The sequence below is a fragment of the Paenibacillus sp. FSL R5-0341 genome, from assembly GCF_037975235.1.
GTDB lineage: Bacteria > Bacillota > Bacilli > Paenibacillales > Paenibacillaceae > Paenibacillus > Paenibacillus amylolyticus_A.
The window spans coordinates 5,027,798-5,053,094 of record NZ_CP150241.1; the positions used below are offsets into that span (position 1 = coordinate 5,027,798).

General features: G+C 47.2%; 22 protein-coding genes. 3 read left to right on the top strand and 19 right to left on the bottom strand.

All coding sequences use genetic code 11. The features are described from left to right. Positions 1-266: 266 nt before the first annotated feature. From alaS to MKX75_RS22560, 5 genes are all read right to left on the bottom strand, one after another. The gene (gene alaS / locus MKX75_RS22540; RefSeq protein WP_339166915.1) at positions 267-2,897 is read right to left on the bottom strand and encodes an alanine--tRNA ligase; all 2,631 of its coding nucleotides are present in this window, start codon (positions 2,895-2,897) and stop codon (positions 267-269) included. A 435-nt stretch (positions 2,898-3,332) separates the two neighbouring features. Continuing rightward, complete coding sequence (locus tag MKX75_RS22545; protein ID WP_339166917.1) at positions 3,333-4,400, bottom strand: AI-2E family transporter; 1,068 nt, start codon at positions 4,398-4,400, stop codon at positions 3,333-3,335. Between the two features lie 290 nt (positions 4,401-4,690). Further along, positions 4,691-4,900 (bottom strand): hypothetical protein, encoded by a 210-nt coding sequence (locus MKX75_RS22550; protein WP_017686815.1) that lies wholly within the window; start codon positions 4,898-4,900, stop codon positions 4,691-4,693. A gap of 10 nt (positions 4,901-4,910) precedes the next feature. Continuing rightward, a complete protein-coding gene (locus MKX75_RS22555) occupies positions 4,911-5,432 on the bottom strand; it encodes a PRC-barrel domain-containing protein (protein ID WP_017686814.1) in 522 nt (173 codons plus the stop codon). 164 nt (positions 5,433-5,596) lie between these two features. Further along, positions 5,597-6,748 carry a cysteine desulfurase family protein gene (locus MKX75_RS22560; RefSeq protein ID WP_339166920.1) on the bottom strand — a complete coding sequence of 384 codons (1,152 nt, stop codon included), beginning with the start codon at positions 6,746-6,748 and terminating at the stop codon, positions 5,597-5,599. Between the two features lie 132 nt (positions 6,749-6,880). Between MKX75_RS22560 and MKX75_RS22565 the strand changes: the two genes are divergently transcribed. Continuing rightward, entirely contained in the window at positions 6,881-7,255 is a 375-nt protein-coding gene (locus MKX75_RS22565) for a hypothetical protein (protein WP_339166922.1), read from the top strand. A 181-nt stretch (positions 7,256-7,436) separates the two neighbouring features. On the opposite strand, the gene MKX75_RS22570 is transcribed toward MKX75_RS22565, so the two are convergent. Continuing rightward, complete coding sequence (locus MKX75_RS22570; protein WP_062835876.1) at positions 7,437-7,856, bottom strand: Rrf2 family transcriptional regulator; 420 nt, start codon at positions 7,854-7,856, stop codon at positions 7,437-7,439. A 321-nt stretch (positions 7,857-8,177) separates the two neighbouring features. Between MKX75_RS22570 and mnmA the strand changes: the two genes are divergently transcribed. Then, on the top strand, positions 8,178-9,302 hold the full coding sequence (gene mnmA / locus MKX75_RS22575; protein ID WP_339166924.1) for a tRNA 2-thiouridine(34) synthase MnmA: 1,125 nt from the start codon (positions 8,178-8,180) through the stop codon (positions 9,300-9,302). Between the two features lie 131 nt (positions 9,303-9,433). On the opposite strand, the gene crcB (MKX75_RS22580) is transcribed toward mnmA, so the two are convergent. The 4 genes from crcB (MKX75_RS22580) to MKX75_RS22595 are packed head-to-tail and all read right to left on the bottom strand — an operon-like array spanning position 9,434 to position 12,462. Continuing rightward, positions 9,434-9,793 carry a fluoride efflux transporter CrcB gene (gene crcB, locus MKX75_RS22580; protein WP_339166925.1) on the bottom strand — a complete coding sequence of 120 codons (360 nt, stop codon included), beginning with the start codon at positions 9,791-9,793 and terminating at the stop codon, positions 9,434-9,436. Beyond that, positions 9,790-10,191 (bottom strand): fluoride efflux transporter CrcB, encoded by a 402-nt coding sequence (gene crcB / locus MKX75_RS22585; protein ID WP_339166926.1) that lies wholly within the window; start codon positions 10,189-10,191, stop codon positions 9,790-9,792. The genes crcB (MKX75_RS22580) and crcB (MKX75_RS22585) overlap by 4 nt, the downstream gene beginning before the upstream one ends. Positions 10,192-10,224: 33 nt before the next feature. Further along, complete coding sequence (locus MKX75_RS22590) at positions 10,225-11,532, bottom strand: replication-associated recombination protein A (RefSeq protein WP_076333637.1); 1,308 nt, start codon at positions 11,530-11,532, stop codon at positions 10,225-10,227. Positions 11,533-11,574: 42 nt separating this feature from the next. Continuing rightward, complete coding sequence (locus MKX75_RS22595) at positions 11,575-12,462, bottom strand: LysR family transcriptional regulator (RefSeq protein ID WP_339166929.1); 888 nt, start codon at positions 12,460-12,462, stop codon at positions 11,575-11,577. A gap of 136 nt (positions 12,463-12,598) precedes the next feature. Here MKX75_RS22595 and MKX75_RS22600 point away from each other — a divergent pair, with 136 nt between their 5' ends. After that, positions 12,599-13,516, top strand: coding sequence for an EamA family transporter (locus tag MKX75_RS22600; RefSeq protein WP_339166931.1), 918 nt, complete (start codon positions 12,599-12,601; stop codon positions 13,514-13,516). A 122-nt stretch (positions 13,517-13,638) separates the two neighbouring features. Here MKX75_RS22600 and MKX75_RS22605 read toward each other — a convergent pair whose 3' ends face one another. From MKX75_RS22605 to hisS, 9 genes are all read right to left on the bottom strand, one after another. Beyond that, complete coding sequence (locus MKX75_RS22605; RefSeq protein WP_339166933.1) at positions 13,639-15,819, bottom strand: UvrD-helicase domain-containing protein; 2,181 nt, start codon at positions 15,817-15,819, stop codon at positions 13,639-13,641. Positions 15,820-15,955: 136 nt separating this feature from the next. After that, on the bottom strand, positions 15,956-16,126 hold the full coding sequence (locus MKX75_RS22610) for a hypothetical protein (RefSeq protein ID WP_186333724.1): 171 nt from the start codon (positions 16,124-16,126) through the stop codon (positions 15,956-15,958). Between the two features lie 41 nt (positions 16,127-16,167). Then, complete coding sequence (locus MKX75_RS22615) at positions 16,168-16,962, bottom strand: DUF4097 family beta strand repeat-containing protein (protein WP_339166934.1); 795 nt, start codon at positions 16,960-16,962, stop codon at positions 16,168-16,170. Between the two features lie 33 nt (positions 16,963-16,995). Then, entirely contained in the window at positions 16,996-17,661 is a 666-nt protein-coding gene (locus tag MKX75_RS22620; protein ID WP_339166935.1) for a TetR/AcrR family transcriptional regulator, read from the bottom strand. Positions 17,662-17,812: 151 nt separating this feature from the next. Then, positions 17,813-19,609 (bottom strand): ABC transporter ATP-binding protein, encoded by a 1,797-nt coding sequence (locus MKX75_RS22625; RefSeq protein ID WP_339166936.1) that lies wholly within the window; start codon positions 19,607-19,609, stop codon positions 17,813-17,815. Between the two features lie 73 nt (positions 19,610-19,682). Further along, positions 19,683-20,981, bottom strand: a complete 1,299-nt coding sequence (locus MKX75_RS22630) for an NCS2 family permease (RefSeq protein WP_339166937.1) — start codon at positions 20,979-20,981, stop codon at positions 19,683-19,685. Between the two features lie 242 nt (positions 20,982-21,223). Beyond that, positions 21,224-21,982: a tRNA threonylcarbamoyladenosine dehydratase gene (locus MKX75_RS22635; protein WP_076320351.1), complete on the bottom strand. Its 759-nt coding sequence runs from the start codon at positions 21,980-21,982 to the stop codon at positions 21,224-21,226. Between the two features lie 18 nt (positions 21,983-22,000). Further along, entirely contained in the window at positions 22,001-23,779 is a 1,779-nt protein-coding gene (gene aspS / locus MKX75_RS22640; RefSeq protein ID WP_036616911.1) for an aspartate--tRNA ligase, read from the bottom strand. Positions 23,780-23,980: 201 nt separating this feature from the next. Beyond that, a complete protein-coding gene (hisS, locus tag MKX75_RS22645; RefSeq protein ID WP_017686789.1) occupies positions 23,981-25,234 on the bottom strand; it encodes a histidine--tRNA ligase in 1,254 nt (417 codons plus the stop codon). Between the last annotated feature and the right edge of the window lie 63 nt (positions 25,235-25,297).

Consider the following 25,297-nt stretch of genomic DNA (forward strand, 5'->3'; position numbering starts at 1 on the left):
TCGCTCCTGCATGAACATGGGGACCATGTCCTGCCGAATTGATTTCTGTTTATATAATAACATATTCTGACTGCCACAAGTAAACAAAGGATAAGGCAATTGTGTTTTTTGCTTGTCCTTTACTGGCTTCAGCATAATGCATCATTCGATTCCACACGCTCTCGGGTACAAAAGTTGGGCGGGAAGAAGTATCCCGATCCAACCTTCGTATAAACGAACAGAACCTTTCGAACTATATTTTGGCCTTTGAAAGCCCCTCGTTCGATCTATGCATTATGCCCGCTAACCAGCGAAACCGCCAGTTTCAGCGCTTCATCCAGCTTGGTAGCATCCTTACCTCCGGCTTGCGCCATATCTGGACGTCCACCACCGCCACCGCCGCATACTGCTGCGACTTCTTTGACGATTTTGCCTGCGTGTAATCCTTGTTTTACTTGTTCAGCAGGTACAGCGACTACAAAATTCACTTTGCCATCGGCTGCGGCACCCAATACGAGTACAGCGTTAGGCAATTTGACTTTCAACTCATCGGCCACTGTGCGAAGTGCATCCATGTTCGGAGCATCTACCCGTGCTGCGAGTAATTGTGTATTTCCTGCTTGTACCACTTGATCGGTCAGTTGACCTGCTTCCATGGCACTCAGCTTGCTTTGCAGGGATTCAGTCTCTCTAGCTGCTTCTTTCAGTTGAAGGTTCAGACCTTCAATCCGTTTAGGCACATCAGCCACATTTGCTTTGAGCAACGCTGCTGATTGCTTGAGCAATTCCAACTGGCTTTCCACATACAGATATGCGCCACGGCCAGTTACAGCTTCGATCCGACGAACGCCGGAGCCGATCCCGCTCTCGCTAACCAGTTTAAAGATTCCGATCTCTGAAGTATTATTTACGTGACAGCCGCCACAAAGTTCCAAACTGTAGTCTCCAACTTGAACGACACGCACAATATCTCCATATTTTTCGCCAAACAGGGCCATCGCACCCATTTCTTTAGCTTCTTCAATAGCTTTCAGCTCGATGTTCACGTTCAGACGATTCCAGATCTGTTCGTTTACCTGACGCTCAATCTCTGTCAACTCTTCCGCGGTGATGCTGCCGAAGTGAGAGAAGTCGAACCGCAGACGCTGTGGCTCTACGAGCGATCCCGCCTGGTTTACGTGTGTGCCGAGCACATCTTTGAGCGCTTTGTGCAGCAAGTGAGTTGCCGTATGGTTTTTGATAATGTCGCCGCGTTTCGCAGCGTCTACTTGAGCATTGATCACATCGCCTACACGCAGTTCACCGGACTCCACTGTCACCAGATGTACATGTTGTCCAAGCGGAGCTTTGAACAAGCCTTGTACTTTCGCTGTTACACTAGCACCGCGCAGCAAGCCCTGATCACTCACTTGACCGCCACTTTCCGCGTAGAACGGAGTCTTATCCAGAACAACCTGGCAAGTCTGTCCTTCGCCTACAGTGTCAACAAGGGCGTCACCGGCAACGATGGCTACCACTTTTGCTTCCGTCAACAGGTCAGTATAACCAACAAACTCGCTTTTAACCTCCAGATCAGCAAGTGGTCCGCCTTGGACTTTCATGCTCTCGTTCTCTTGACGCCCAGCACGTCCAAGTTCACGTTGTTTCTGCATGGAAGCATCAAAACCTTCACGATCCACAGTCAGACCATGCTCTGCGGCATAATCTTCTGTCAGGTCAAACGGGAAACCGTACGTATCATACAGTTTGAAAGCTTCAGGTCCGCTAATAATGGTGCGTCCTTCGGATTTGGCAGTGCCACTGATATCAGCCAGAATAGCCAGACCATCTGTGAGTGTTTCGTGGAAACGCTCTTCCTCGGTTTTGATCACTTTGGCGATGAACTCCTGTTTGTCCACTACCTCAGGGTAGTACATGCCCATCACTTCACCAACGGTTGTGGTCAGTTCATACAGGAATGGACGATCGAGTCCAAGTACTTTACCATAACGAACTGCACGGCGAAGCAAACGACGGATGACATATCCACGTCCTTCATTACTTGGCAGAACGCCATCACCTACTGCAAAGGCAACGGTACGAATATGATCGGCAATGACTTTCAGTGCAACATCAATCTCTACGCTGTCGTTATATTTCACACCCGCAAGAGCGGCTGTTCTCTGAATCATCGGTTGGAACAGGTCTGTGTCGAAGTTGGAATCCACATTTTGCAGAATGGAAGCAAAACGCTCCAAACCAGCACCTGTATCAATATTTTTATTAGGAAGCGGTGTGTAGCTACCATCTTTGTTATGGTTGAACTGGGAGAATACCAGGTTCCACACTTCCAGATAACGTTCGTTTTCCCCACCTGGATACATTTCAGGATCACTCATGTCGTTTCCGTAAGCTTCGCCGCGGTCATAGAAAATCTCGGTACAAGGTCCACATGGACCTTCGCCGATATCCCAGAAGTTTTCATCCAATTTGATGATACGCTCCGCAGGCAGTCCCACTTTTTCGTTCCACAGTTTGAATGCCTCTTCATCTTCCGGATATACCGTTACGGACAAACGCTCCGGATCAAAACCGATCCACTCTTTGCTCGTCAGGAACTCCCATGCCCAGGTAACCGTCTCTTCCTTAAAGTAATCTCCAATGGAGAAATTGCCCAGCATTTCGAAGAACGTATGGTGACGACGCGTTTTACCAACATTCTCGATATCATTGGTACGGATACACTTTTGAGAGTTCGCTAGGCGCGGGTTCTCCGGCTTCTCACGTCCGTCAAAATAAGGTTTGAGCGGTGCCATACCCGCATTGATCCACAGAAGAGAAGGATCGTTGTGAGGTACGAGCGATGCGCTCGGCTCGATTTTGTGACCTTTACTTGCAAAAAACTCTATCCATTTGGACCGGATTTCACTGGCTTTCATACTGGATGCCCCCATTAAATTATAATAGTCCGTTGCGTATTCGCTCCGGTTGGTCAACATTTTTTTCGTAAAAATAAACACAAAAAACGCCCCTGAATAATCAGGGACGATGTTATCGCGGTACCACCCTGGTTATTGCTGTTCATCCCTTGCTGCACGGACAAACAAACAATCTCCTCGTTCATGCGAAATAACGGTCGCGCCCGGCAGGGTTGTCCTGCACTCCGAAATTAGCTTTCCGCCGCTTCATCTTTCAAGACTCTTCCAGCCATCAGTTCAGGCTCACCCTGATCTGAAGAAGTCTATTCTCTGAGGAAAGGAACCCTCGGCGTACTTTATTTCATCATCGATTTCATGTTCTAAACATACACACTCATTATATCGGTAGCATAAGCGGGTGTCAACGCGGCTTCTTTGAAGGTCTAACCCTACTATTTAGTCAGTCCTTCGTTTGATGTAATAGGCGAAAAAGTGCTGAACGATCACCTTCAGGACGGCAAAAACGGGCACCGCCAGAATAAGACCTACAATGCCTGCCATTTCACCTCCGACGAGCAGTGCGAATATAATCGACAGTGGATGCAGATGCAACGTGCGCCCCACCACTTGAGGAGAGATAACGTTGCTTTCCAGCACCTGGCACAGTGTGTTCACAATGACAACAAGTAGCACCATTTTAAACGATACCGTCGATGCCATGACCACAGCAGGGGCAGCACCAAGGAACGGCCCCAGGTAGGGTACAATGTTAAACACCGCCACAATGCTCGCAAGCAGCAGCGCATACGGCATATCAATGACGATATAACCTATGTAGGCAAAGATACCAACAATGACACAGACAATAAACTGTCCTCGTATGTAGTTTCCCAGCGCAGTATCGATCTCTTTCATCACCGAGACAATCGCTTTGCGACGTGAACGAGGAAGATACGCCACAATGGTGCGTTCGAACACCTCAAAGTCTTTTAACATGTAGAAGATCAAGAAAGGCACGATAAACACATTGAACAACACATTGATGGTCGCCCCGATATTGTCCATTAGCACAGTAATCCCTTGAGTTAGTCGATCCTCCATCTGAAAGAACCAGCTGTTCATGCCTGTTCGCACACTTGGTGGCATTAATTTGTGATCCATATTGTTCATCAGGCTCTGGGCGCGCATGGACAGCTCTGGCATATGCTCGTTAAGTTCCTCCAGCTGTTCAATCAATACTGGAATGACATTCATCAGAATGACACCGATACAGGTCAGGAAAAAGGCATATATGAGCAGTACTGCAATCGTACGCGGCACCTTGCGTCCTCCCAGCATGCTCACAATCGGATTGAGTACATAGGATATGATAAGAGCTACGATAAAAGGTGCCAGCACTGTTTTCAGGAAAGCATATATGTGAAGCAGTAAAGGCCGCAGCAGCCATATAAAATACAAAATGATCAATCCGAGCAGCAGCCAGATCGCGTAACGGAAAAACTTGTTTTTGGTTAATTGCTCCACTTGTATCTCTCCTTTTGGACTGGCTCTGAGAGTCAGTATATGTAGGAAAGGTAATATTTATTAACACAGCGCAGAAGTGGAAACGGAATCTCACATTTTTTTCTGAACCAAAAAACGCCTCCTTCATCAGAGAAGGAAGCGCATCTTGCAGTCCAGGGGAGCATATAATCAACCATGCCCCATCTGAACCATTATGTAACCGCATCTATATACATCTGCCTACAAGTAACGACAGCATCCCATGACAGACATTGTCATGAAACCGCATATAGAGGAAGTTATCCTGCTTTTTAAGAAGAAGCGTGAAGATGAGGGAAGTCTTGTGGCAGCTCGTCCCCGAAGAACAAATCATCCAGGGAGCTCAGCGTACCGTCTTCTTCCACCTGATATACAGACATTTTCTCACCGTTCACCGTTAATTCAATAAAGCATCCCCAGCAATAAAACTGGTGGGAACCAATTTTCCCGATATCTTTGGAACTACAGTTTGGACATTTCATATTCATTCACCTATCCATTAACAGAATGAATGGCATTTTCCAAGCGTTGTTCACTCAGAGACGGCACCATAATGGCACTTTCCCCGATGGACATATCGCTTGTACATGGCAGCCATTTACGGCCCTCGATCAGATCGGACACAAAACCGTCCGTAATTTCAATCCCTATTATTGTATTTCCCAACTCTTGGTCAAAATAAACATCGGAGACACGCCCAAGCAGCAAACCTTCTTCGGTGAGCACGGACATCTCCTTCAATTTAGACCGACCGAGGAGGTACGTGTATTTTATGTCGTCGGCTCCCGTCTTGCGGACAGCCTGTTGATTACGGATCATGACGGCATCTTCGCCGTAGGCAACGATATCTTGCCACTGCACGATTTTGACATGATTGGTAAACAGACCTTTGTTCTCAAGCTCAATGCCTTCGATCTCCCAATCATCATTCACAATGAAATCCTGGATTTTGCCGACCTGCTTCCCGTCCTCAACATCAAAAACGGCAAGTCCGATCATTTCCTGAAGCTTCATCGCTGGGTCCCCCTCATCTTCTTATCATTAAATAGGCGCGGCGCTATTGGTAGGTATGCCCAAAGTTGATGAGTGGCAATCAGGCGCCGATCATCAAAACCGCTTCTATCCAACCGATGAAATGGAACTTCTTCCCTCCTTCTGTTCCATGTGTAAAGTTCCCCTTAGGGTCTATTACGCAGTCGCCCAAGAATGGTTCCAATTTTTTCGGCGGTTATCATGATTTCTTCCGTAGTATTACCCAATCCCCAGCTAAATCGAATCGCAGAGTGTAAAAAAGTCTCAGGCAGATCCATCGCTTTGAGCACGTGAGATACTTCAAGCGAACCGGAAGTGCAGGCAGATCCGCTTGCCACTGCGATTCCTTCCATATCCAGATTCATCAACATCGTCTCAGTGGACACTTCCGGAAAGCTGATATTCAGAATGTTTGGCAACGTATGCTCTTGGTGCCCATTCACATGAAAGTGCTCCGTCCCCACATGAATCTCAAGCTGTTCTAACAAAAGCTTCCGTAATTCCAAATCATGCTGACGATGCGCCTCCGCTTGTGCTGATGCAATCTTGAGGGCCTCTGCAAATCCAGCAATACCTGCAATATTTTCAGTACCTGCGCGTCGTTGACGCTCTTGCAGCCCACCGTGTGCTCTTGCTTCCAGCACAATTCCTCGCCGTACATAGAGTGCACCCACGCCCTGAGGTCCATTGATTTTATGCGCTGAGAAGCTGATCAGATCCACAGGAAGATCCTTACAGGAAATATTCTGGCTTCCCAGAGCCTGAACCGCATCCGTATGGAACAGAATGTCATGCTTGCGGGCAAGCTCACCCACCGCACGAATAGGTTGAATAGTGCCCACTTCGTTATTCGCATACATCATGGTAATCAGCACCGTATCCGGTCGAATGGCCTCTTGCAGCTCATCCAGATTTATTCGTCCATGACGATCCACAGATAGATAGGTTACTTCATAACCTTGCCGCTCCAATTCCTGACACGTATGCAAGACAGCATGGTGCTCAATTGCGGTCGTAATAACGTGTTTCCCCTTATCTTGTCTTGTTGAGACTGCTCCAAAGATTGCCAGATTGTCGCTCTCCGTGCCACCTCCGGTGAATACCAATTCGTCCGGGAAACAGCCCAAAGACGCCGCAATGACATCCCTTGCTCCGCTGACGGTCCGTTTGGCTTCACGCCCAAAGGCATGGATACTTGATGCATTGCCAAATTGTCCTGTCATGACGTTCATCATCGCTTCTGCGACTTGTGGATGCATAGGTGTCGATGCGGCGTGATCCAAATAAATTCGTTTCATTTATCTTCACCCCGTTATATGTTAAATTTCTATCTCATGGCGAACTGTCAAAATTGGAAACTGAAACGGATGCTCTATTGTCACATCTTCGTGTATAATGTTATATATCCATTTCAAAAAGGAGAGAGAGACATGAGTGATCCCATTCTCGGGCAGATTCTGAATCAGCTTCAACAAATGGACAAACGATTCGACAGCATTGATGGACATCTTGGAAAAATAGACCACCGGCTTGATGCTATGGAAGAGAGGCTCGGTGCCGTAGAGAGCAGACTAGACACTGTCGATGACAGACTTAATGCCATTGAGGAACAAACTAAAAACATTCCGCTTCTTCAACAAGCTGTTCTGGAAACATTGACAGTTACGAAACGTCTTGACGCTTCCCAATCCGCCTCTGAACGCAAAGTAACTACCGAATTGAATACCCATCAGCACAGCATTGATATTTTGAATCGCCGTCAGTTACGCATGGAAGCTGATATAGAAACCTTAAAAAGTCGCTGATTCACAAGATAGACAGTTAGGCTCCAACTTGACTAACTTGTAAATCTACGGCTTTGAATACATAGTCCCTACTCAATTAAATTAATCTGTAGAAAAAATGAAGAACAAAGTACCCATTGGCATGTCTAAAGCCCCCAAGTTGGGGGCTTTATTGTGTCTTCTGTGATGCGAATGAATGATCTTAAATATAAAACATGTAGCTATCTTTTTTCTCTTGATCCTGGAATGTAATCAGGTCTTTCAGTGTTGTGGAATCCAACACTTCCGCAATCCCGTCACGAATACGCAACCATAGATCACGCTTCGCCGGATCATCTTCCTCCGTGAAGTCTACTGGGGAAATGGGTCCTTCCAATACACGGATCACGTCGCCTGCAGTCACGGTTGCAGGATCACCTGCAAGGATATAACCGCCGTAAGCACCTCGAATGCTCTTCACCAGTCCTGCATTACGCAGTGGAGCGATCAATTGCTCCAGGTAATGTTCCGAGAGCTGGTTGCGCTCGGCAATGCTTTTAAGTGATGTAGGGCCTTCGCCTGTTCTGGCAGCCAGCTCCATCATGATTGTGAGGCCGTAACGGCCTTTTGTCGATATTTTCAAAGGAGTCACCTCTTTCAATTTTCAGAAACGATTGGAAACTTTATATTTTATCCTGTAGTCCATGACCGTCTGTTCCACGATCTGTCCACAGCGGAGATGCATTGAGATTAGCATAAACCTTCTAATCCTCCGTATTCCGATCATAACCCTCAGCTAATGTTAACATATCTGCATGCTTTATGGAAAAGAAAGATTGACGATATTCCAAAATGTGCGTCTGTGGTGGACACTATCCAAAATTGGCCGGGTGTATCGTATCTTGAGTCCGGTTATGCTAGAATAAGAAGCGAAACACATTTATATATAGAAATGGTGATAACGATGTCCAAAACTATTGAAAATACACGGGTCGTCGTTGGCATGTCCGGAGGTGTCGATTCTTCCGTTACCGCGCTGCTGCTGAAAGAGCAAGGTTACGATGTCATCGGCATTTTCATGAAAAACTGGGATGACACCGACGAGTTCGGCCACTGTACCGCTGAAGAAGATTCAGAGGACGTACGCCGAGTATGTGAACAGATCGGTATTCCTTATTACACTGTCAACTTCGAGAAAGAATATTTTGATAAAGTATTTACCTATTTCCTTGATGAATATAAGTCGGGCCGCACGCCAAATCCGGATGTCATGTGTAATCGTGAGATCAAATTTGGTGAATTCCTGAACAAAGCTCTGGATCTCGGCGCAGATTATGTAGCTACAGGACACTATGCTCGCCTGATTGAAGAAGATGGCACGTTAAAGTTGCTGCGTGGTGTGGATAACAATAAGGACCAGACGTATTTCCTTAATGCACTCAATCAGAACCAGCTGTCCAAAGCCATGTTCCCGATTGGTCACCTGCCCAAACCGGAAGTACGCAAAATCGCAGAAGCGGCTGGCTTGTATACCGCGAAGAAAAAAGACAGTACAGGTGTATGCTTCATCGGCGAGCGCAATTTCAAAGAGTTCCTGAGTAACTATCTGCCTGCCAAAGGCGGAGACATGGTTGATATCGCGACTAGTGAAGTCAAAGGCCGTCATGACGGTCTGATGTACTACACACTTGGACAGCGCCAAGGTCTTGGCATTGGCGGTTCCGGCAATGGTGAACCCTGGTTCGTTGCTGACAAGAATCTGGACAAAAATCAATTGCTTGTTGTTCAGGGCGATGCCCATGCAAGCCTGTACTCCACGGGTCTAACCGCAACAGGTGTGAACTGGATTGCTGGTGCAGAGCACATGCCTAATGTGCCATTCCGTTGTACTGCCAAATTCCGCTATCGTCAGCCGGATCAAGGTGTGACACTGACCTGGCAGGAAGATGGAAGTGTGGATGTACAATTTGACCAACAGCAAAAAGCCATTACGCCAGGACAAGCCGTTGTTTTCTATGACGGAGAGGTCTGCCTGGGTGGGGGTACGATCGATCAGGTGCAAAAAGTACCTGTACCCGCGATGCAATAATAGAGCTTGTCCATTACAATGCGGATTATACACAATACCGTGTATCCCCATTAAAAAAGCCGTCTTTCATGTATACCATGAAGGATGGCTTTTTTCCTGCTTTTCTTTGCAAAAAAATTAAAAATAGTTCGTTATGCAGTCAACCAGACTCCTGCCCAAGCGGCCAACACCCCAACTACAACCGAACTACCGACGTAGAGCGCCGCTCTAGCGTATCGTTGTCTACCCATAAGTCCTAACGTTTCATAGCCAAAGGTGGAGAATGTAGTGTACGCACCGCAAAAGCCGGTTCCCCATATCAGCCAGATTCCATCTGATATCATCTGTGATTGGTGCCAACCATATAACAACCCAAGCAGCAGTGAACCACTGATATTGATGATCCATGTTCCCCATGGAAAAGCCGTCCCCAGCAAGCCAGAGACCCATTTTCCCAAACTGTAACGCAATACCGCACCCAGCACACCTGCAAACCCAATCCACAAGATCATGAGACATCACCCTCTTGTCTTTGTGCTCCCAACATACGCTGTCCAAGGCTCATTCCCAGCGCACAGAGCAACAACCCTGCCAATAGACTTACAATCATATAAATCGCAGCTTTGACCCATTCGCCACCCTCGGATAAACGAACAATATCCAGTGTAAACGTGGAGAATGTCGTAAATGCGCCAGTAAAACCTGTACCAATCGCAAGTCGGAGTTGTGGTGTTATTTTGCCTGGAACAGCTATGGTAAAGAACCAACCCAAAAAAAGGCTGCCAATCGCATTGATTAGCAGCACTGCCCAAGGAAAACCCACATGAGCAGCTGGTATCCCTAACTGTATGGCATATCGGGTCAATGTACCGAGAAATCCACCTACTCCTATATACAAAAGCTCTTTCATGTTATGTGCATCTCCCGAGTGATCTGACTGATCTTACAAATCCCTACGCCGCTGTTGGTTCAACCTGATCTTCGATTCATTACCTTGCTCCGTGGCCTCATAAAATACTCTCCGTGAGAGCTGCTTTGGCAAATATTCTTGTTTCACGTAATGTCCCGGATAGTTGTGTGGATATTGATAGCCCTCATGTCCAAGCTTCACGGCACCTGAGTAATGCGTATCTCGTAAGTGAAGCGGAACTTCTGCCGATTTCACCTCATCAATCGCGTTCATGGCTTTGGAAATGGCGGTGTACACCGCATTGGATTTTGGACTTTCGACCGCGAACAGAATCGCTTGTGCAATGTTCAGCTTGGCTTCGGGCCAGCCGTTATTCCGATACGCATCAAGCGCTCCAATGGCCTGTGTCATGGCTTGCGGGTTCGCAAGTCCAATGTCTTCACTGCTCGCTGCGATCAAGCGCCGAATGAAGGTCATCGGGTCCATGCCGAGCTTCTCCACCGCGTATAGAAACCAGAACAACGCCGCATCACTGGAACCCCGAATACTCTTGTGAAATGCAGACAGTACATCATACTGGGTGGATTCATCTGCCTTCACAATGGGGCGCCTAATAGACTCTTCTGCTACACCAAGCGTAATATGAATGGATCCATCCTTCTCCGGTGGCGTTGTCAAGGCAGCCAGTTCAAGTGCGTTAAGCGCACGCCGAATATCCCCGTTGGCCATCGTAGCAATATGTTCAAGCGCCTCATCGTCCGCCTGTAGTTCCATGAACCCCAAACCTTTGTCCGCATCACTCAATGCTCTGCGCATTGCAATAAGAGAATGCTCCTTGTTCAGTGATTCCAGCTGGAACAGGGTGGAACGACTCATCAAGGCTCCATTGACATAATGAAAAGGATTCTCTGTTGTCGCGCCGATAAAAATAATCGTGCCCTTCTCTACCGCTGGCAATAGCGCATCCTGACGTGAACTGTTAAACCGATGTACCTCGTCGAGGAACAGAATGGTTTTGGTTCCATACAGCTGTTTGTTCGTTTGCGCCTGCTCAATGACCTCACGCACATCCTTGACGGAAGCTTCCACTGCATTCAGGCGAACAAATTGCCCTTGTGTTTGCTGAGAGATAATATGTGCCAGGGTTGTCTTGCCGCATCCCGGAGGGCCGTATAACAAGATCGACGAAATCTGGTCAGCCTCAATGGCACGCCGGAGCAATTTTCCCGGTCCAATAATATGTTCCTGTCCAATATATTCATCCAGATGCTCTGGCCGCATGCGGTCCGCGAGCAATCTGGCTTGTGGTTTTGAGTCTTGTTGAAACGAAAATAAATCCATTGCTCATCACTTCCTTAACGGATTGCCTTGGCTTGATTACAATTACACTTCTGATGGTTCTCCACTCTCTATCATATCATACTCCCGCGGTAACATAGCCATAAATGCACCAAGTGCACTGCTGACAAACGCATCCTTTCGTGTAATAAAACGAGTCATCATTCGACTTATGCCAGAAGGGAGCGAATGTTTGCGAAGATTTCCACTTTCGATTTGCTGCCGAATCACAATCTCCGGTAACAGAGAAATCCCCATTCCGGACGTTACTCCACTAATAATCGCTTCCAGAGTTCCAAACTCCATAATCACCGGACGATTTACCCCACTTAAGTGCAACCACTCCTCTAACGTTTGTCGGTAAGAGCATCCCATGCTGTAGACAAGGATCGGTTTACGGGTAAGCTCTTCTTCCGGCCCCATACCAGATGATACCACATAGAGCTCTTCATCAAATACATTGATAGACTCGATATCAGGATGATCACAGGCACAGCCAATAAACGCTCCTTCTAATTCATACCCAATGACTTGATCAATAAGCATCTGCGAATTGCCCGTAGCCAGTGACAAGGACACATCGGGATACTGTCTATAGTATTTTGCAAAAAGCTCAGGTAAACGAACCGCTGCAGCAGTCTGTGTAGATCCTATTCGCAACGGCCCGGATGGTGTACTCGTCGATCGAAGCGCCTTGGAAGCCTCATTCAGCAAACCAATAATTTTGTCCGCATAGGTCAGCAGCATCTCACCGGCTGGAGATAACGTCATGCCTCGGTTATGACGAATGAACAGCGTTGTACCCACTTCTGCTTCCAGATGCCTGATGCGTGCCGTTACGTTGGATTGAACATACCCCAGTTTAGACGCAGCTTTGGTCAGATTGCCTTCCTGTGCGACACACTGGAATATTCTTAGATCCCCGCTCTCCATGTTCCCTCCACTCTGACATCATTCAAAATGATATCCACTTCATTACCAATCATTATACTTCATATGTAAACCGGACTACAATTCATGTAGATCCCAAACCAGTCATCTGACTGGATGATGATAAGGAGTGTTCAACATGACATACTGGAAAAATAGAGTTGCTCTGATCACAAGTACACGCACCATTCAACCCTTGAAGTATACAATTTTGATCATTTTGACAACGTTAATCATGGGAACTTCTTTTCCAGTCGGCAAGATCGGCATGTTATATGCTCCACCTTTCCTGCTCATGGGCATACGTTATATGCTGGCAGGTGGCTTGATGGCCTTGTTCCTTCGTAAACGTCCTTTGCCTAATGGATGGCAGTCATGGTTGAAAATAACCCTCATTGGCCTGTTCCAATCGGCAGGAGTGATGGGCTGCGCCTACTACAGCATGAACTGGATTACATCTGGCGAATCCGCCATTATTACATTTACCAACCCGCTACTGGTCATTATCCTCAGTGCTCTCTTATATAGAGTGACCTACCGCTTCAGTCAGTGGATCGGTGTTATGCTCGGTTTCATGGGGATTATGTTAACCTTTGGATGGCAGATGAGTTTTAGCCCTGGAACCTGGATTGGATTTGGTGGTGCGGTCTCCTTTGCCGTGTCCACATTGCTTATCAAACGCTGGGGCGATGGCTACGATACTTTTGTCTTAACTGCCTATCAGATGCTCGCTGGAGGTTCTGTGCTTCTTCTACTGAGCCTATGCACGGAACAGCCTCACCTTATAGTGAATACCACCTCGGTTATGGTGCTGCTCTGGTTAACGCTTGTTTGCTCCATCATCCAGTTCTCACTCTGGTTTTATCTGCTGCAGAATAGTGACCCAGGCCAAACCAGTTCCTATCTGTTCCTGGCACCGTTCTTTGGTGTAATGTCGAGTTGGTTTTTGCTGGGAGAGCAAGTCCAGTGGTTTGCATTGGCAGGTGGTTTATTCATTGGTGTCGGCATATTCCTGGTGAACCGTCGCTCGTCCAGATTGAGAAATAGCGTAACGTAATCCTGAACTTCTTCATCGTTCTTTCACGGAGAATTAAGCAATTCTCGCACAAAAGCAAAAAGGCATGCGCTTATGGGACTTTCCCATGAACGCTATGCCTTTTGTTGTATAAGCAAATTTATTTACCCGAGCTCAGGCCAACCTTGAATGGTTACAGGCTCGCCGTCGGGATTATGTGTTGCAGCCGCGTATTCTGGCAAATCACCCTCGTGGAACAACCACAATTCGTGCAAGGCCCTTGTACAACCAACGTACAACAGCTTAGCATCACCTGCATTCGGCAAATAATGCTTCTGATCTACGTCTGCCACAATAACGGCATCAAACTCCAACCCTTTGGACAGATAGACAGGTAAAACAGAGTGTCCACCCGTGTACTGCTTTTTGCCGCCATCGATCAGGTTCAGATCCCAGCCTGCGCTCTGTAGGTCACGGTGAAGTTCCTCTGCTTCATGCAGGGTACGGGTCAGGATAGAGACAGTTCGGTAGTCTTTAACGGTTAACACCTTCAAAGCCTGCTCCAGACTTGCCGTCCTACCTTCGCCTCCATAAGCCAACGTCCGAACCGGATCACCACTACGAAAAACAGGAATCGCCGTAATTCCGCTCTTGACGCCACGTTCCAGAATCGTATTGGCATAATCGATAATTTCCATCGTCGAACGATAACTTCGGGTCAATGCAAAGTATGCATTCTGTTCCTCTGGAAACAGAGAACTCATCTCTTCCCACGCATGAACACCACGGTACTCATGAATCCCTTGGGACAAGTCACCCAGTATGGTGAAGGAATGCCCTTTGACGAAACGATCCAATAACGCCACATGGAAAGGTGAAAAATCCTGCGCTTCATCGATCACAATATGGTCGAATCGCTCCGAACCCTCAATATCATGGACCAGTGTATGAATGTATACCAATGCAGGCAGATCCTCTTCACGGACGATATCCTGTTTCAGATCTGCTGCGGTTTGTTTCATGACTAGTTTTGGAATAAGCCCGCTGAGCGAGGCTGGCACAGAGCCACCCTTTGCAGCTTTGAACAGCTGTTTGTATAACGTAAGCGGCTCATATTGAGGCCATTTTTTGGCATAGGCCTTCTCACGAGTTGCTGCTTTCTTCTTGCGTTCTTTGCGAACAGCTTCTGGCATCGGTTTCTTGAGTTCCATCTCAATCCAGCGGTGAACCCGCGCCATGACCCGCTCTTTTCGTTTGGCCAGCGGATAATGCTTGTACTCCTCACCGAACCAGTTCTCAATCTCCGTCTTGCTGAGCACCTTACCATCCCATGGACTAAAGTCCATATCCGGCACGGATTCTTCTTCCATGCCCGACAGCCACTCACGAATAAGCTCCATGAAGCGGATCGATCCTTTGTAACGTCCAGGTACATCATCATTCAATTCAGGACGTGCATCTGGTGTTTCAAACCAAGTGTTCAATGTATCCGACGTATCCGCCAAAGGCATCTCCAGCCCCAGCAGGTTCATCGCCCAGTCCGGGAATGTCCGCTGCTGAATGTCCCCTACTCCGAGTTCCGGGAGCACATCCGAGATGTAATCCAGGAACATGTGGTTGGGGGCAAAAATAACCATTTTCTCCGCAGATACCTGCTCCTTGTACTGATACAGCAAAAAGGCAAGCCGATGCAGGGCAACCGTTGTTTTCCCGGATCCGGCTACACCCTGAATGATCAATGCGGTGTTTCTCGCCGCACGAATAATCAGATCCTGCTCCGCCTGAATCGTAGATACGATGTCACGCAGTTTGTTATCCTTGTTCTCTCCCAGACGATAAACGAGGAATTCATCAGATACTGCTGGCTGGTCGCTGTCACGGTTGTATGTATCCGCCACACGTTCCAATATCCGCTGCCGAATGACAACGTTTCGTTTCAGGTACACCAGACCTTCGATAAGCCCTTCCGGGGCTTCATACGTAGCGGAGGCTTCGCCTCCCGTAAATGAGTAAAACAGGCTGGCGACAGGAGCACGCCAGTCGATGACGAGCGGATGCTCTCCCACCTCTTCGCGGTCTACGCCGATTTTGCCAATATACAGCGGTTTCCGTGCACCACTGCCCTGTTCTTCGAAATCCAAGCGTCCGAAATAGGGTTGCTGCGCGCTCTTGGACAAGGCGGTGCGGCGCTCTTCGCGTCCAGCTTCCAGCACTTGTTCTGTGAAGTCGTGGCCGGTGTATACCGGAATATTTTGCAGTCGCTCCAGCTGACTGTCCACTTCCTCCATCGTTCGCTCTAACCTGTACTCTTCTTCTTGATAGGCACTTTGAAAGCTGTCTGACATGTTTCAGTTACCTCCTAAGAATATGTTTTGCTCTGCATCGCCTAGATCTGGCAATACAAAAGGATACTTACTATATCACATAGGGCAATTGAAAGCCACATCCGTTTTGTAGGCTTACTTTTGTAAGGTATGAAGATTATCTGAATTGATAATTAATGATGGCACTGACAAGCGCACAACAACCGAACAAAATAAACCACCATGCCCACTTGTTTCTGGTCTGCCTGCGCCTGCTATTCCATGCGCCGTAAATCCCGATTAGCAGTACGATGGTGGAAAAGCTTATTCCTACGATCCAACCAGCCATTATATCTGCCCCCTTTGTTTTTACTACACACGAACAGTGTCTCATTTCCTGGATTTCAGATGAAAAGCTCCTCCTCGAATATCCACTTGGAATTCACTTTTTCCACTTTTGTGTATTAAATCGTTGCTGTCCCCATGAAGGGGAGTCAAATCAAATTCACTTTTTAACGCTCCTGATCTTCTTTTAAGTAAAATTCGGAAACCTTCGTTATCTGGAATGGAAACTACTGCCTTTGTCCCTGTTGATACGGAATGCATACTCTCTGGCATCTTGAGACAGTCCATATTTAATTCTCTGCCTATTGTGGTAATTTGCAAGTGACTAAACTCCCCCGAAATGTCGATCTTGGCTGAACTGGATTGAAGATTAAGCTTATCTGCACTAAGGTGTTGTCCTTTCACTACGGATGCCACTGCGCACAGTTCAAGCTCCTCCATCCTTCCTGATAGATCTACATGACCTGAGGTTATCTTGCATTGACAGCGAGTGGCCAGAAGGTGATTCAACTGGAGTTGTCCTCCTATGGAGTTTAGTAAAATACGATCAAAAACCCGATCAGGAAGCTGAATCTCCAATGTTGTTCTACCAATATTTATTCCAACAAGACCTCTTCTTTTTCTCCCGTCCACAATGCTTAAGGTATCCCCTCGTATGTTAACTTGCATAAGCCTTCGCTTGGAAAACCACGCATCCGCATATTGTATGACGTGGATAAGTTCATCCACACTCGGAAGAACTCTGATATCTCCTGACAACCAATTTAGCTTTACATCATGAATGGATTGATCAATGTCTATGCTCTTGCATATGGCAAGCTCACTACTTTTCAACATCATTTCCCTCTCCATTTCAAACCATCAGGTGTATGTTTATTCCGCCTCGGCATATCCTCCCGTGCTAGCATGCCGATTCGTAATTCGCTGAATGAGCCGTTCGCTAACGATATCTGCTCCCAAGAGCTTCATCATGTGCTGTAGAAACTTGAGTCTCTCCAATGTCTGTTCCTGATTTCGGCTAAAAAGAAAGGGATTAATCCAAATGTTGACGAGTAACATGAATATTTCGGCACACTCCAAAGGAAATTCGACTGAAATGGACCCATCCTCCTTGCCCTGTTCCATAATGTCGGCAATAATTCGAGCATCCTTCAGAACACCCTTCCGGATTCCTCCAAATACAAACTGTGGATTCTTGATCTGAGTGCTTAGAACCTGATCAATTGAGTTAGACTGAATTCCAGGATCAACGATAACATTTTCCAAAATACTGATGAGCTTCTGTCTGGCATTCGGAGCATGCGTGTTCTGGATGAGTTCCATAAACATGTCTTCTGCCCGCCCAAGCTCCTTCTCCATCACTGCACTAAGGATATCCTCCTTGGACTTGAAGTGATGATATATTGCACCTTTGGACATGCCTAATTCATCTATAATGTCTTGAATACTGGTCTTTTCATATCCCTTTTCGGTAAACATTTGAGTTGAGACTGCCAGAATCAGGTCCAGTGTCTGCTCAGGGTATTTATTTCTGGCCATAAGTTCCTCCTTATACATACCAACGGTCGGTATCCACAATATAGATTATGTTGGTCTTACTGTCAATATGAGGAATTTAAAGAAAAAGAAAAAAGGATCTCCGTTGAAATACCTCATGGGTATAACGGAGACCCTGCATTAATGGGAATTACTAATCATTTTGTACTGTAGCTGCATTTCCTTCCTGTGCCACAAACTGCTTCTGTGCTAACTCACGATATACCGGATGATTGCTGATCAATTCAGCATGAGTTCCAGTTCCGGTAACATGTCCATGTTCCAATACGACAATTTGATCGGAGTCGACAACGGTAGATAACCGATGGGCAATAACAATTGTGGTTCTGCCTTCCATCAGGTTGGACAAAGCCTGTTGTACTTCATACTCCGAGGTACTGTCCAGGCTGGATGTCGCTTCATCCAACATAAGAATATCCGGACTGCGCAGTAAGGCACGAGCAATAGCAATCCGCTGACGTTGGCCCCCGGATAACTTGATTCCCCTCTCGCCCACTTCCGTGTCATAACCCTGTGGCAGCTTGTCGATAAAATCGGCAGAATAGGCCATCTCAGCAGCTCGCCTTATCTCATCCATCGTGACCTCACGGTTCAATCCGTACGTGATGTTGTCTTTGATCCTACCCGCCATTAGCGGACTTTCCTGAGATACATACCCAATCTTGCTGCGCCAGGAGGCCAACGAATAATCCGTTATGGCTTGTCCCCCATATGAAATGTGGCCTGAATCGGGCATATAAAACTGCTCCATCAAAGAAAACAGTGTTGATTTCCCGCTACCGCTTGGGCCGACAATCGCCGTCACCTTGCGTGTGGGAACCGTCAGATTGATTCCGTGCAGCACTTCCTCACCTGTAACATAGGAAAAATGTACATCATGGAATGCAATCGTCTCATTTCCTTTTGGAGCTACCTTGGTGCTGTCATGTGGCTCTTCCTCATCGGCAAGGATCGCTTGTATGCGCTCTGTTGCACCTACGACTTTTTGCAAACGAGAGTATAACGTCGTGAATTGTCCCATAGGCATAATGACCTGGAACAACAGCAAAATGAACGCAACCAGTTCACCAGGCGACAACAGTCCAGACGCTACGCGCATCCCCCCCACACCCAGAATAACGACCAGCACGGCAGTCATGACAAATGTAAACAAGGGACCGATCAGAGCAAGGATCCGTGCTTCCTGCAAGCCAAAAGCAAACATTTTGCGAATCCGGGAATCCCCTGCTTCCACTTCCTGTTTCTCCGTGCCGTAGGCTTTGACCAAGCGGATCTCGCCAATAACCTGACTGAGCACGGACGTAAGACCTGCCATCTCGTCCTGTTGTTTCTTGGAGATCTTGTACATCTTCTTACCGACTGGCAGAAGAATCAGAAGCGTAAGTGGCACCAGACTCAGAATAATGAGCGACATCACCCAATCCAAGTAAAATAGTAATGCCACTCCACCCACAACAGCAACGATGTTGGACACAAAGGAAACCAGATAATCTGCGATCAATGTCATGATCTGGCTTGTATCATTGGTAATCCGACTCATCGTATCGCCTGTACGATTGCGATCAAAATACGGCATTCGCAGCGACAAGACCTTGTTCCATAGCTTGGTACGAAGGGTTGCTACGACGCGTTGTCCGGCGTAATTTAACATATAAATGCTAATGCCCGAGGCAATCGCCTGAATCACAAATGCCCCCAGCAACAATAAAATTACAGATTTGTTCAATGCCGAAGTGGTAAGTCCATCAATCAGACCTTTGGTCATCAGTGGCACGATCAGTCCAGCTGTTGTTTGAATCAGGGTTAAGATGAGGGCCAGAATCAGGATCAGCTTTGGCGGATTCGTGGAAGCGATCAGCTTGACGAAATCCTTAAATCCCTTTTTTCCTACCTTCGGTTCATTCTGCCCTGCTTGTTGCTGCTCTTCCATTCCCGTTCCTCCCGTTCTCCATCTGCTCACCAGAGATCATACGTATGAACTTACATGACGTTGCCTTTTGTTATTACAAAACTCCATGCAACACAAAGTTGGCTAAAAAGAGGATGGAGATGCCATACATGACTACAGGTACCTGTTTACCTTGACCTGCGGCCAGCTTCGCTAGAGGATACGCAATAAATCCGAACGCCATACCGTCCACGATGCTATATGTAAATGGAATCATAACCATGATTAGAAATGCTGGGAATGCCTCTGTGAAGTCACCAAAATCCATATCTTTCACACCTTGCACCATCAGGCCACCAATAATGATCAAAATGGGTGCAATCGCACTGTCCGGAATGTAACCGAGCAGCGGGATGAAGAAGAACGTAGCTCCGAATAACACGGCTGTAACGAGCGGAGTCAAACCTGTGCGACCGCCTGCCGCAATTCCGGCTGTAGTCTCAGCTGCAGCAACTGGAGGACTGCTTCCGAACACCCCTGCCAGCACGGTACTAATAGATAGGGCACGCAGACTTCCTTTGAATCGCTCTGGATGACCAATCATCTGTGTCTGAGCCGTAATTAATCCGATATTTTCGAACACCACAATCAACAGTAGCAAAAATACCGCGATCCAGAACGCGACATCAGCCAGCTTCATCAAAGACAATTCGCCAAACAAGCCGCCGTATTGACGCAGCGCATCCATCGCTGATACGGATTCACCCGGGTTCACTGCACCAAGTACATAGGCAAGGCCTGTGCCGACCAGAATACTGATGAGAAGTCCACCCTGTACATTTCGTATAAATAAAATCAAGGCAAGCACCAGCGTAACGCAGGCTGTAATAACATTCGGATCATTGAAATGCCCAATCGCGACAAACGTAGTCTGATGTGCGATAACGATTCCACTTTTTTGCAAACCGATAAATGTCAGAAACAAACCAATCCCGACCGTAATGCCATGCTGCAGATTTTTCGGGATCGCTTCGCTGATCATTTTGTATAGTGACGTAAACGCAACAATGGCAAACAGTATACCTGTAACGGTAACAACGGCCAGCGCTTCCTGCCAGCTTAATTTCATGGAATGTACGAGTGTATACGTAAAAAATGCATTAATCCCCATTCCGGGTACAACGATAATCGGTGATTTTCCGCCAAATGCCATGAGCAAACAGCCTGCAATGGACGTCAGCAGGGTTCCAACCATGGCTGCCTGTAAGGGCATCCCGGCATCGGAAAGAATTGTAGCATTGACCATAACGATATAGACCACGGCAAAATAGGAAATGGCTCCCGCCACAACTTCCTTCTTCCACTGGTCTCCTGGCTCCATGCCAAGACTTCTGGTCATCCATCCGTGTTTCATTTCGTTCTATTCCCCTCTCTCTAGCTGCAAATTCATTATGTATGTATCATCATTTCGCGCAGCAGTGAATATCATACACGGTTTTGACTTTGAAGTACATGACGTAACTCTGACATTTATCTAGAGATGCAGTTCGGCTATCATAGACGATTGACGTCCTGTCGCTTCGTCTTTTGTCGTATGACCACACAAAAAAGCGCAGATGTCTTATCGACATCCACGCTTCTTCAGTTGGTAGCAAGTTACTGCTGCTTGTTCTCTGCAATTTCTAACAAATCCTTAATCGCAACACTGACCATAATCAGTCCAGCTACCGGAGGCACAAATGAGTTACTCGCAGGTGGCTGTTTAGCCTTACGAATTTCCGGAGCATTCTCGGGAACGATTTTTTGTGTTACGTCCTCGCGTGGTTTCATCGGCTTTTCAGTCGAGAAGACCACTTTCACGCCTTTTTTGATGCCGTCTTTACGAAGTGTCGTACGTACAACACGTGCAATCGGGTCCATGGTCGTTTTCGAAATATCCGCAACCTGGAATTTCGTTGGGTCCATTTTATTTGCCGCACCCATGCTGGAAATCATCGGAATTTTACGTTTCAGGCACTCTTTAATGAGATGGATTTTGTAGATAATCGTGTCGGATGCATCCAGCACATAATCCAGTTCATATTTGAACAATTCCTCGTACGTTTCTTCCGTGTAAAACATATTCAGGGCAATCGCATCACATTCCGGATTGATCAGCTTCACACGTTCCACCATCAGGTCCGCTTTTTTCTGTCCCACTGTTGTGGTCAGCGCATGAATCTGGCGGTTAATGTTGGTGATATCCACGACGTCTTTATCAATCAGAATGATGCGCCCAACGCCGCTACGGGCAAGAGCTTCTACAGCAATTCCACCTACGCCGCCAATACCGAGCACAGCGACTGTACTATTCTTCAACGTGTCCAGACCTTCCGGTCCGATCGCAAGTTCTGTTCTTGAAAATTGATGGAGCATTGAGAATCGATGCCTCCTTTATTTCTTTTCCGCTACCGGTTTACGGGCTACACGGATATGAAGTTGTTCCAATTGTGAGTCATCCACTTCGGAAGGTGCATTCATGAGCAGATCCGTTGCACTTGCCGTTTTCGGGAAGGCAATGGTTTCACGCAGATTCGTGCGGCCTGCCAGCAACATAACGAGACGGTCCAGACCAAAGGCAATACCACCATGTGGTGGAGTTCCGTATTCGAATGCTTCCAACAGATAGCCGAATTTCTCATTCGCTACTTCTGTAGAGAGTCCAAGGGCAGCAAACATTTTCTCCTGAACATCACGTTTGTAGATACGCATCGAACCGCCACCTACTTCATAACCATTGAGAACAAGGTCATAGGCTTGAGCACGGATTGCACCCGGATCAGTGTCGAACAGATGTACATCTTCGTCTTTTGGACGTGTGAACGGATGGTGTTCTGCCACATAACGTTTTGCATCTTCATCATATCCGAGGAGTGGGAAGTCCACAACCCAAGCAAATTTGAATTTGCTGTCATCGATCAGTCCGAGTTGACGGCCGATTTTCAGACGCAATGCGCCAAGAACGTCAGCAACCACTTTTTTGGTGTCTGCGGAGAAGAGCAGCAAGTCGCCATCTTCAGCACCTGTACGTTCTTTGACAGCTTCGATTTCTTCAGGCGTGAAGAACTTCACGATTGGCCCTTTGAACTCGCCGTCTTTCACTTGAATCCAAGCCAGACCTTTCGCACCGTAACGTGCAGCAAATGGTCCAAGATCATCGATCTCTTTACGACTCCATGTGCCACAGCCTTTAGCGTTCAATACTTTCACTTCTCCACCTTTTTCGATGACAGAAGCAAATACTTTCACACCACTGTTTGCTACGATATCGTTCATTTCAACTAGTTCCATACCGAATCGCAGATCTGGTTTGTCTGAACCGTATTTACCCATTGCATCTGCATACGTAATGCGTTGGAAAGGCAGTTCCAGCTCAATCCCTTTCGTTTCACGCAGCAATTTGGCCATCAGTTCTTCCATCATTGGCAGCAGGTCATCCTGTTGCAGGAAGGAAGTCTCAATGTCGACTTGAGTGAATTCAGGTTGACGGTCTGCACGCAGATCCTCATCCCGGAAACAGCGAGCGATCTGATAATAACGCTCAACGCCACCCACCATCAGCAATTGTTTGTAGATTTGTGGGGATTGTGGCAAGGCGAAGAATTCACCTTCATGCACACGGCTTGGTACGAGATAATCACGCGCACCTTCCGGGGAGCTCTTGGTCAGGATCGGTGTTTCCACTTCAACAAACTCTTCTCCGTCCAGGTAGTCACGGAACACTTTGGATGCTTTGGAACGCAGTTTCAATGTTTCGAACATTTCCGGACGACGCAGGTCCAGGTAACGATATTTCAAACGAAGGGATTCATCAACTTCGACACCATCTTCAATGAAGAATGGAGGTGTTTTAGCTGCGTTCAGCACTTCGATTTCTGTAATCTGAACTTCAATTTCGCCTGTAGGCAGGTTTTTGTTAACTGTTTCTGCATCACGTTTAACGACTTTACCCGTTACAGCGATAACATACTCGCTACGTACGCGATCTGCGATTTGCAGAGCTTCACCGGAGTAAGCCGGGTTAAAGACAACTTGTACAATCCCGCTGCGATCACGCAGGTCGATGAAGAGTACGCCTCCCAAGTCACGGCGGGTCTGAACCCAACCGTTCAATGTTACTGTTTCACCGATGTGTGCGGGTGTTAATGCGCCGCAATGATGACTTCTTTTCATAACCAAACTCCTCATTATGTGAATTTCCGTTCTGTATGGGCAGTTAGTGCCTGCTCTTCAACAGTCCGGTTACGTGTAGACCATGTATTCGAAAAGGCATATTACCTCTGGCTCGCCAACTTCCGATTAGTCGAAAATGTTAGTGAACCTCAGTAATTTTACCGGATCAATTGTTCCAATTTTACAGTTTCAAACTCGTACTTATTTACCTTCGCGAATTGCCGCTACAAGGTCATCGAGCTTCACAGTTTGCTGCTCACCCGTATCCATCGACTTGAGGGCGATCTCACCACGCTCCAGCTCGTCATCACCAAGGATGGCAGTATAGCGGGATTTGAAACGATCAGCTGATTTCATCTGTGCTTTCATCTTACGGCCCAGATAATCACGTTCCCCAGACAGTCCAGACTGACGAAGTTTGAACAACAGACGGTTCACTTCACGATCAGCAGCTTCTCCCAGAGCAACAAAGTATACATCCAGTGGAGCCAGCGTAGTGACCTCAATGTTTTGGTGCTCCAGAATCAATTGAATACGCTCCAGACCAATACCGAAGCCGATGCCTGGCTGATCTGGTCCGCCGATATCTCCAACGAGACCATTGTATCGACCACCACCGCCAACCGTATCAATCGCTCCAATCCCTTGGGCTTTTAATTCAAAAGCAGTCAGTGTGTAATAATCCAAGCCCCGTACCAGACGATTGTTCACAGCATAATCCACTCCGAAATCATCCAGGTATGCCTGCAGCTTGGCGAAGTGATTCAAAGACTCTTCATCCAGGCTATCCAGTATGGACGGTGCCCCAACGAATTTGTCCTGATCGACTTTGCAGTCGAGTACACGCAGCGGATTGCGCTCCATGCGGGACTGGCAGTCCTTGCACAGGCTGTCTTTCATCGGTCTGAGGAACCCAAGTAACGTCTCGCGGTATTCTGCACGACTGGTCGAGTTACCAACGGAGTTGATTTCCACTTTGACATCCTTCAAGCCAAGTTCTACACACAACTGGTAGCCAAGTGCGATTACTTCCGCATCAATTGCCGGGTCCAGCGCACCGATGGCTTCTACACCAAACTGGTGAAACTGACGCTGACGGCCTGCCTGCGGACGCTCATACCGGAACATCGGACCGATGTAATAGAGCTTGCTCACATCCGGTTCGCCGTAGATTTTGTTCTCTACATACGCACGGACAACACCCGCTGTTCCCTCCGGACGAAGAGTCATGCTGCGATTGCCTTTGTCATCAAAGGTATACATTTCTTTCTCAACGATATCGGTAGTCTCTCCTACACCGCGAACAAATAAAGAAGTCTGTTCGAAGATCGGTGTACGAATCTCGCGGTAATTAAACCGTCGACACAGATCTCGTGCTTTTTCTTCTACGTACTGCCATTTCTCGACAACTCCAGGCAGTAAGTCCTGCGTTCCAGTCGGTTTTTGAAAAGCCATCTTGATCCCTCCAGCATTGATTTTTTTCTCTAAAAGTAAAAAAATTCTACACGTGATCACTGC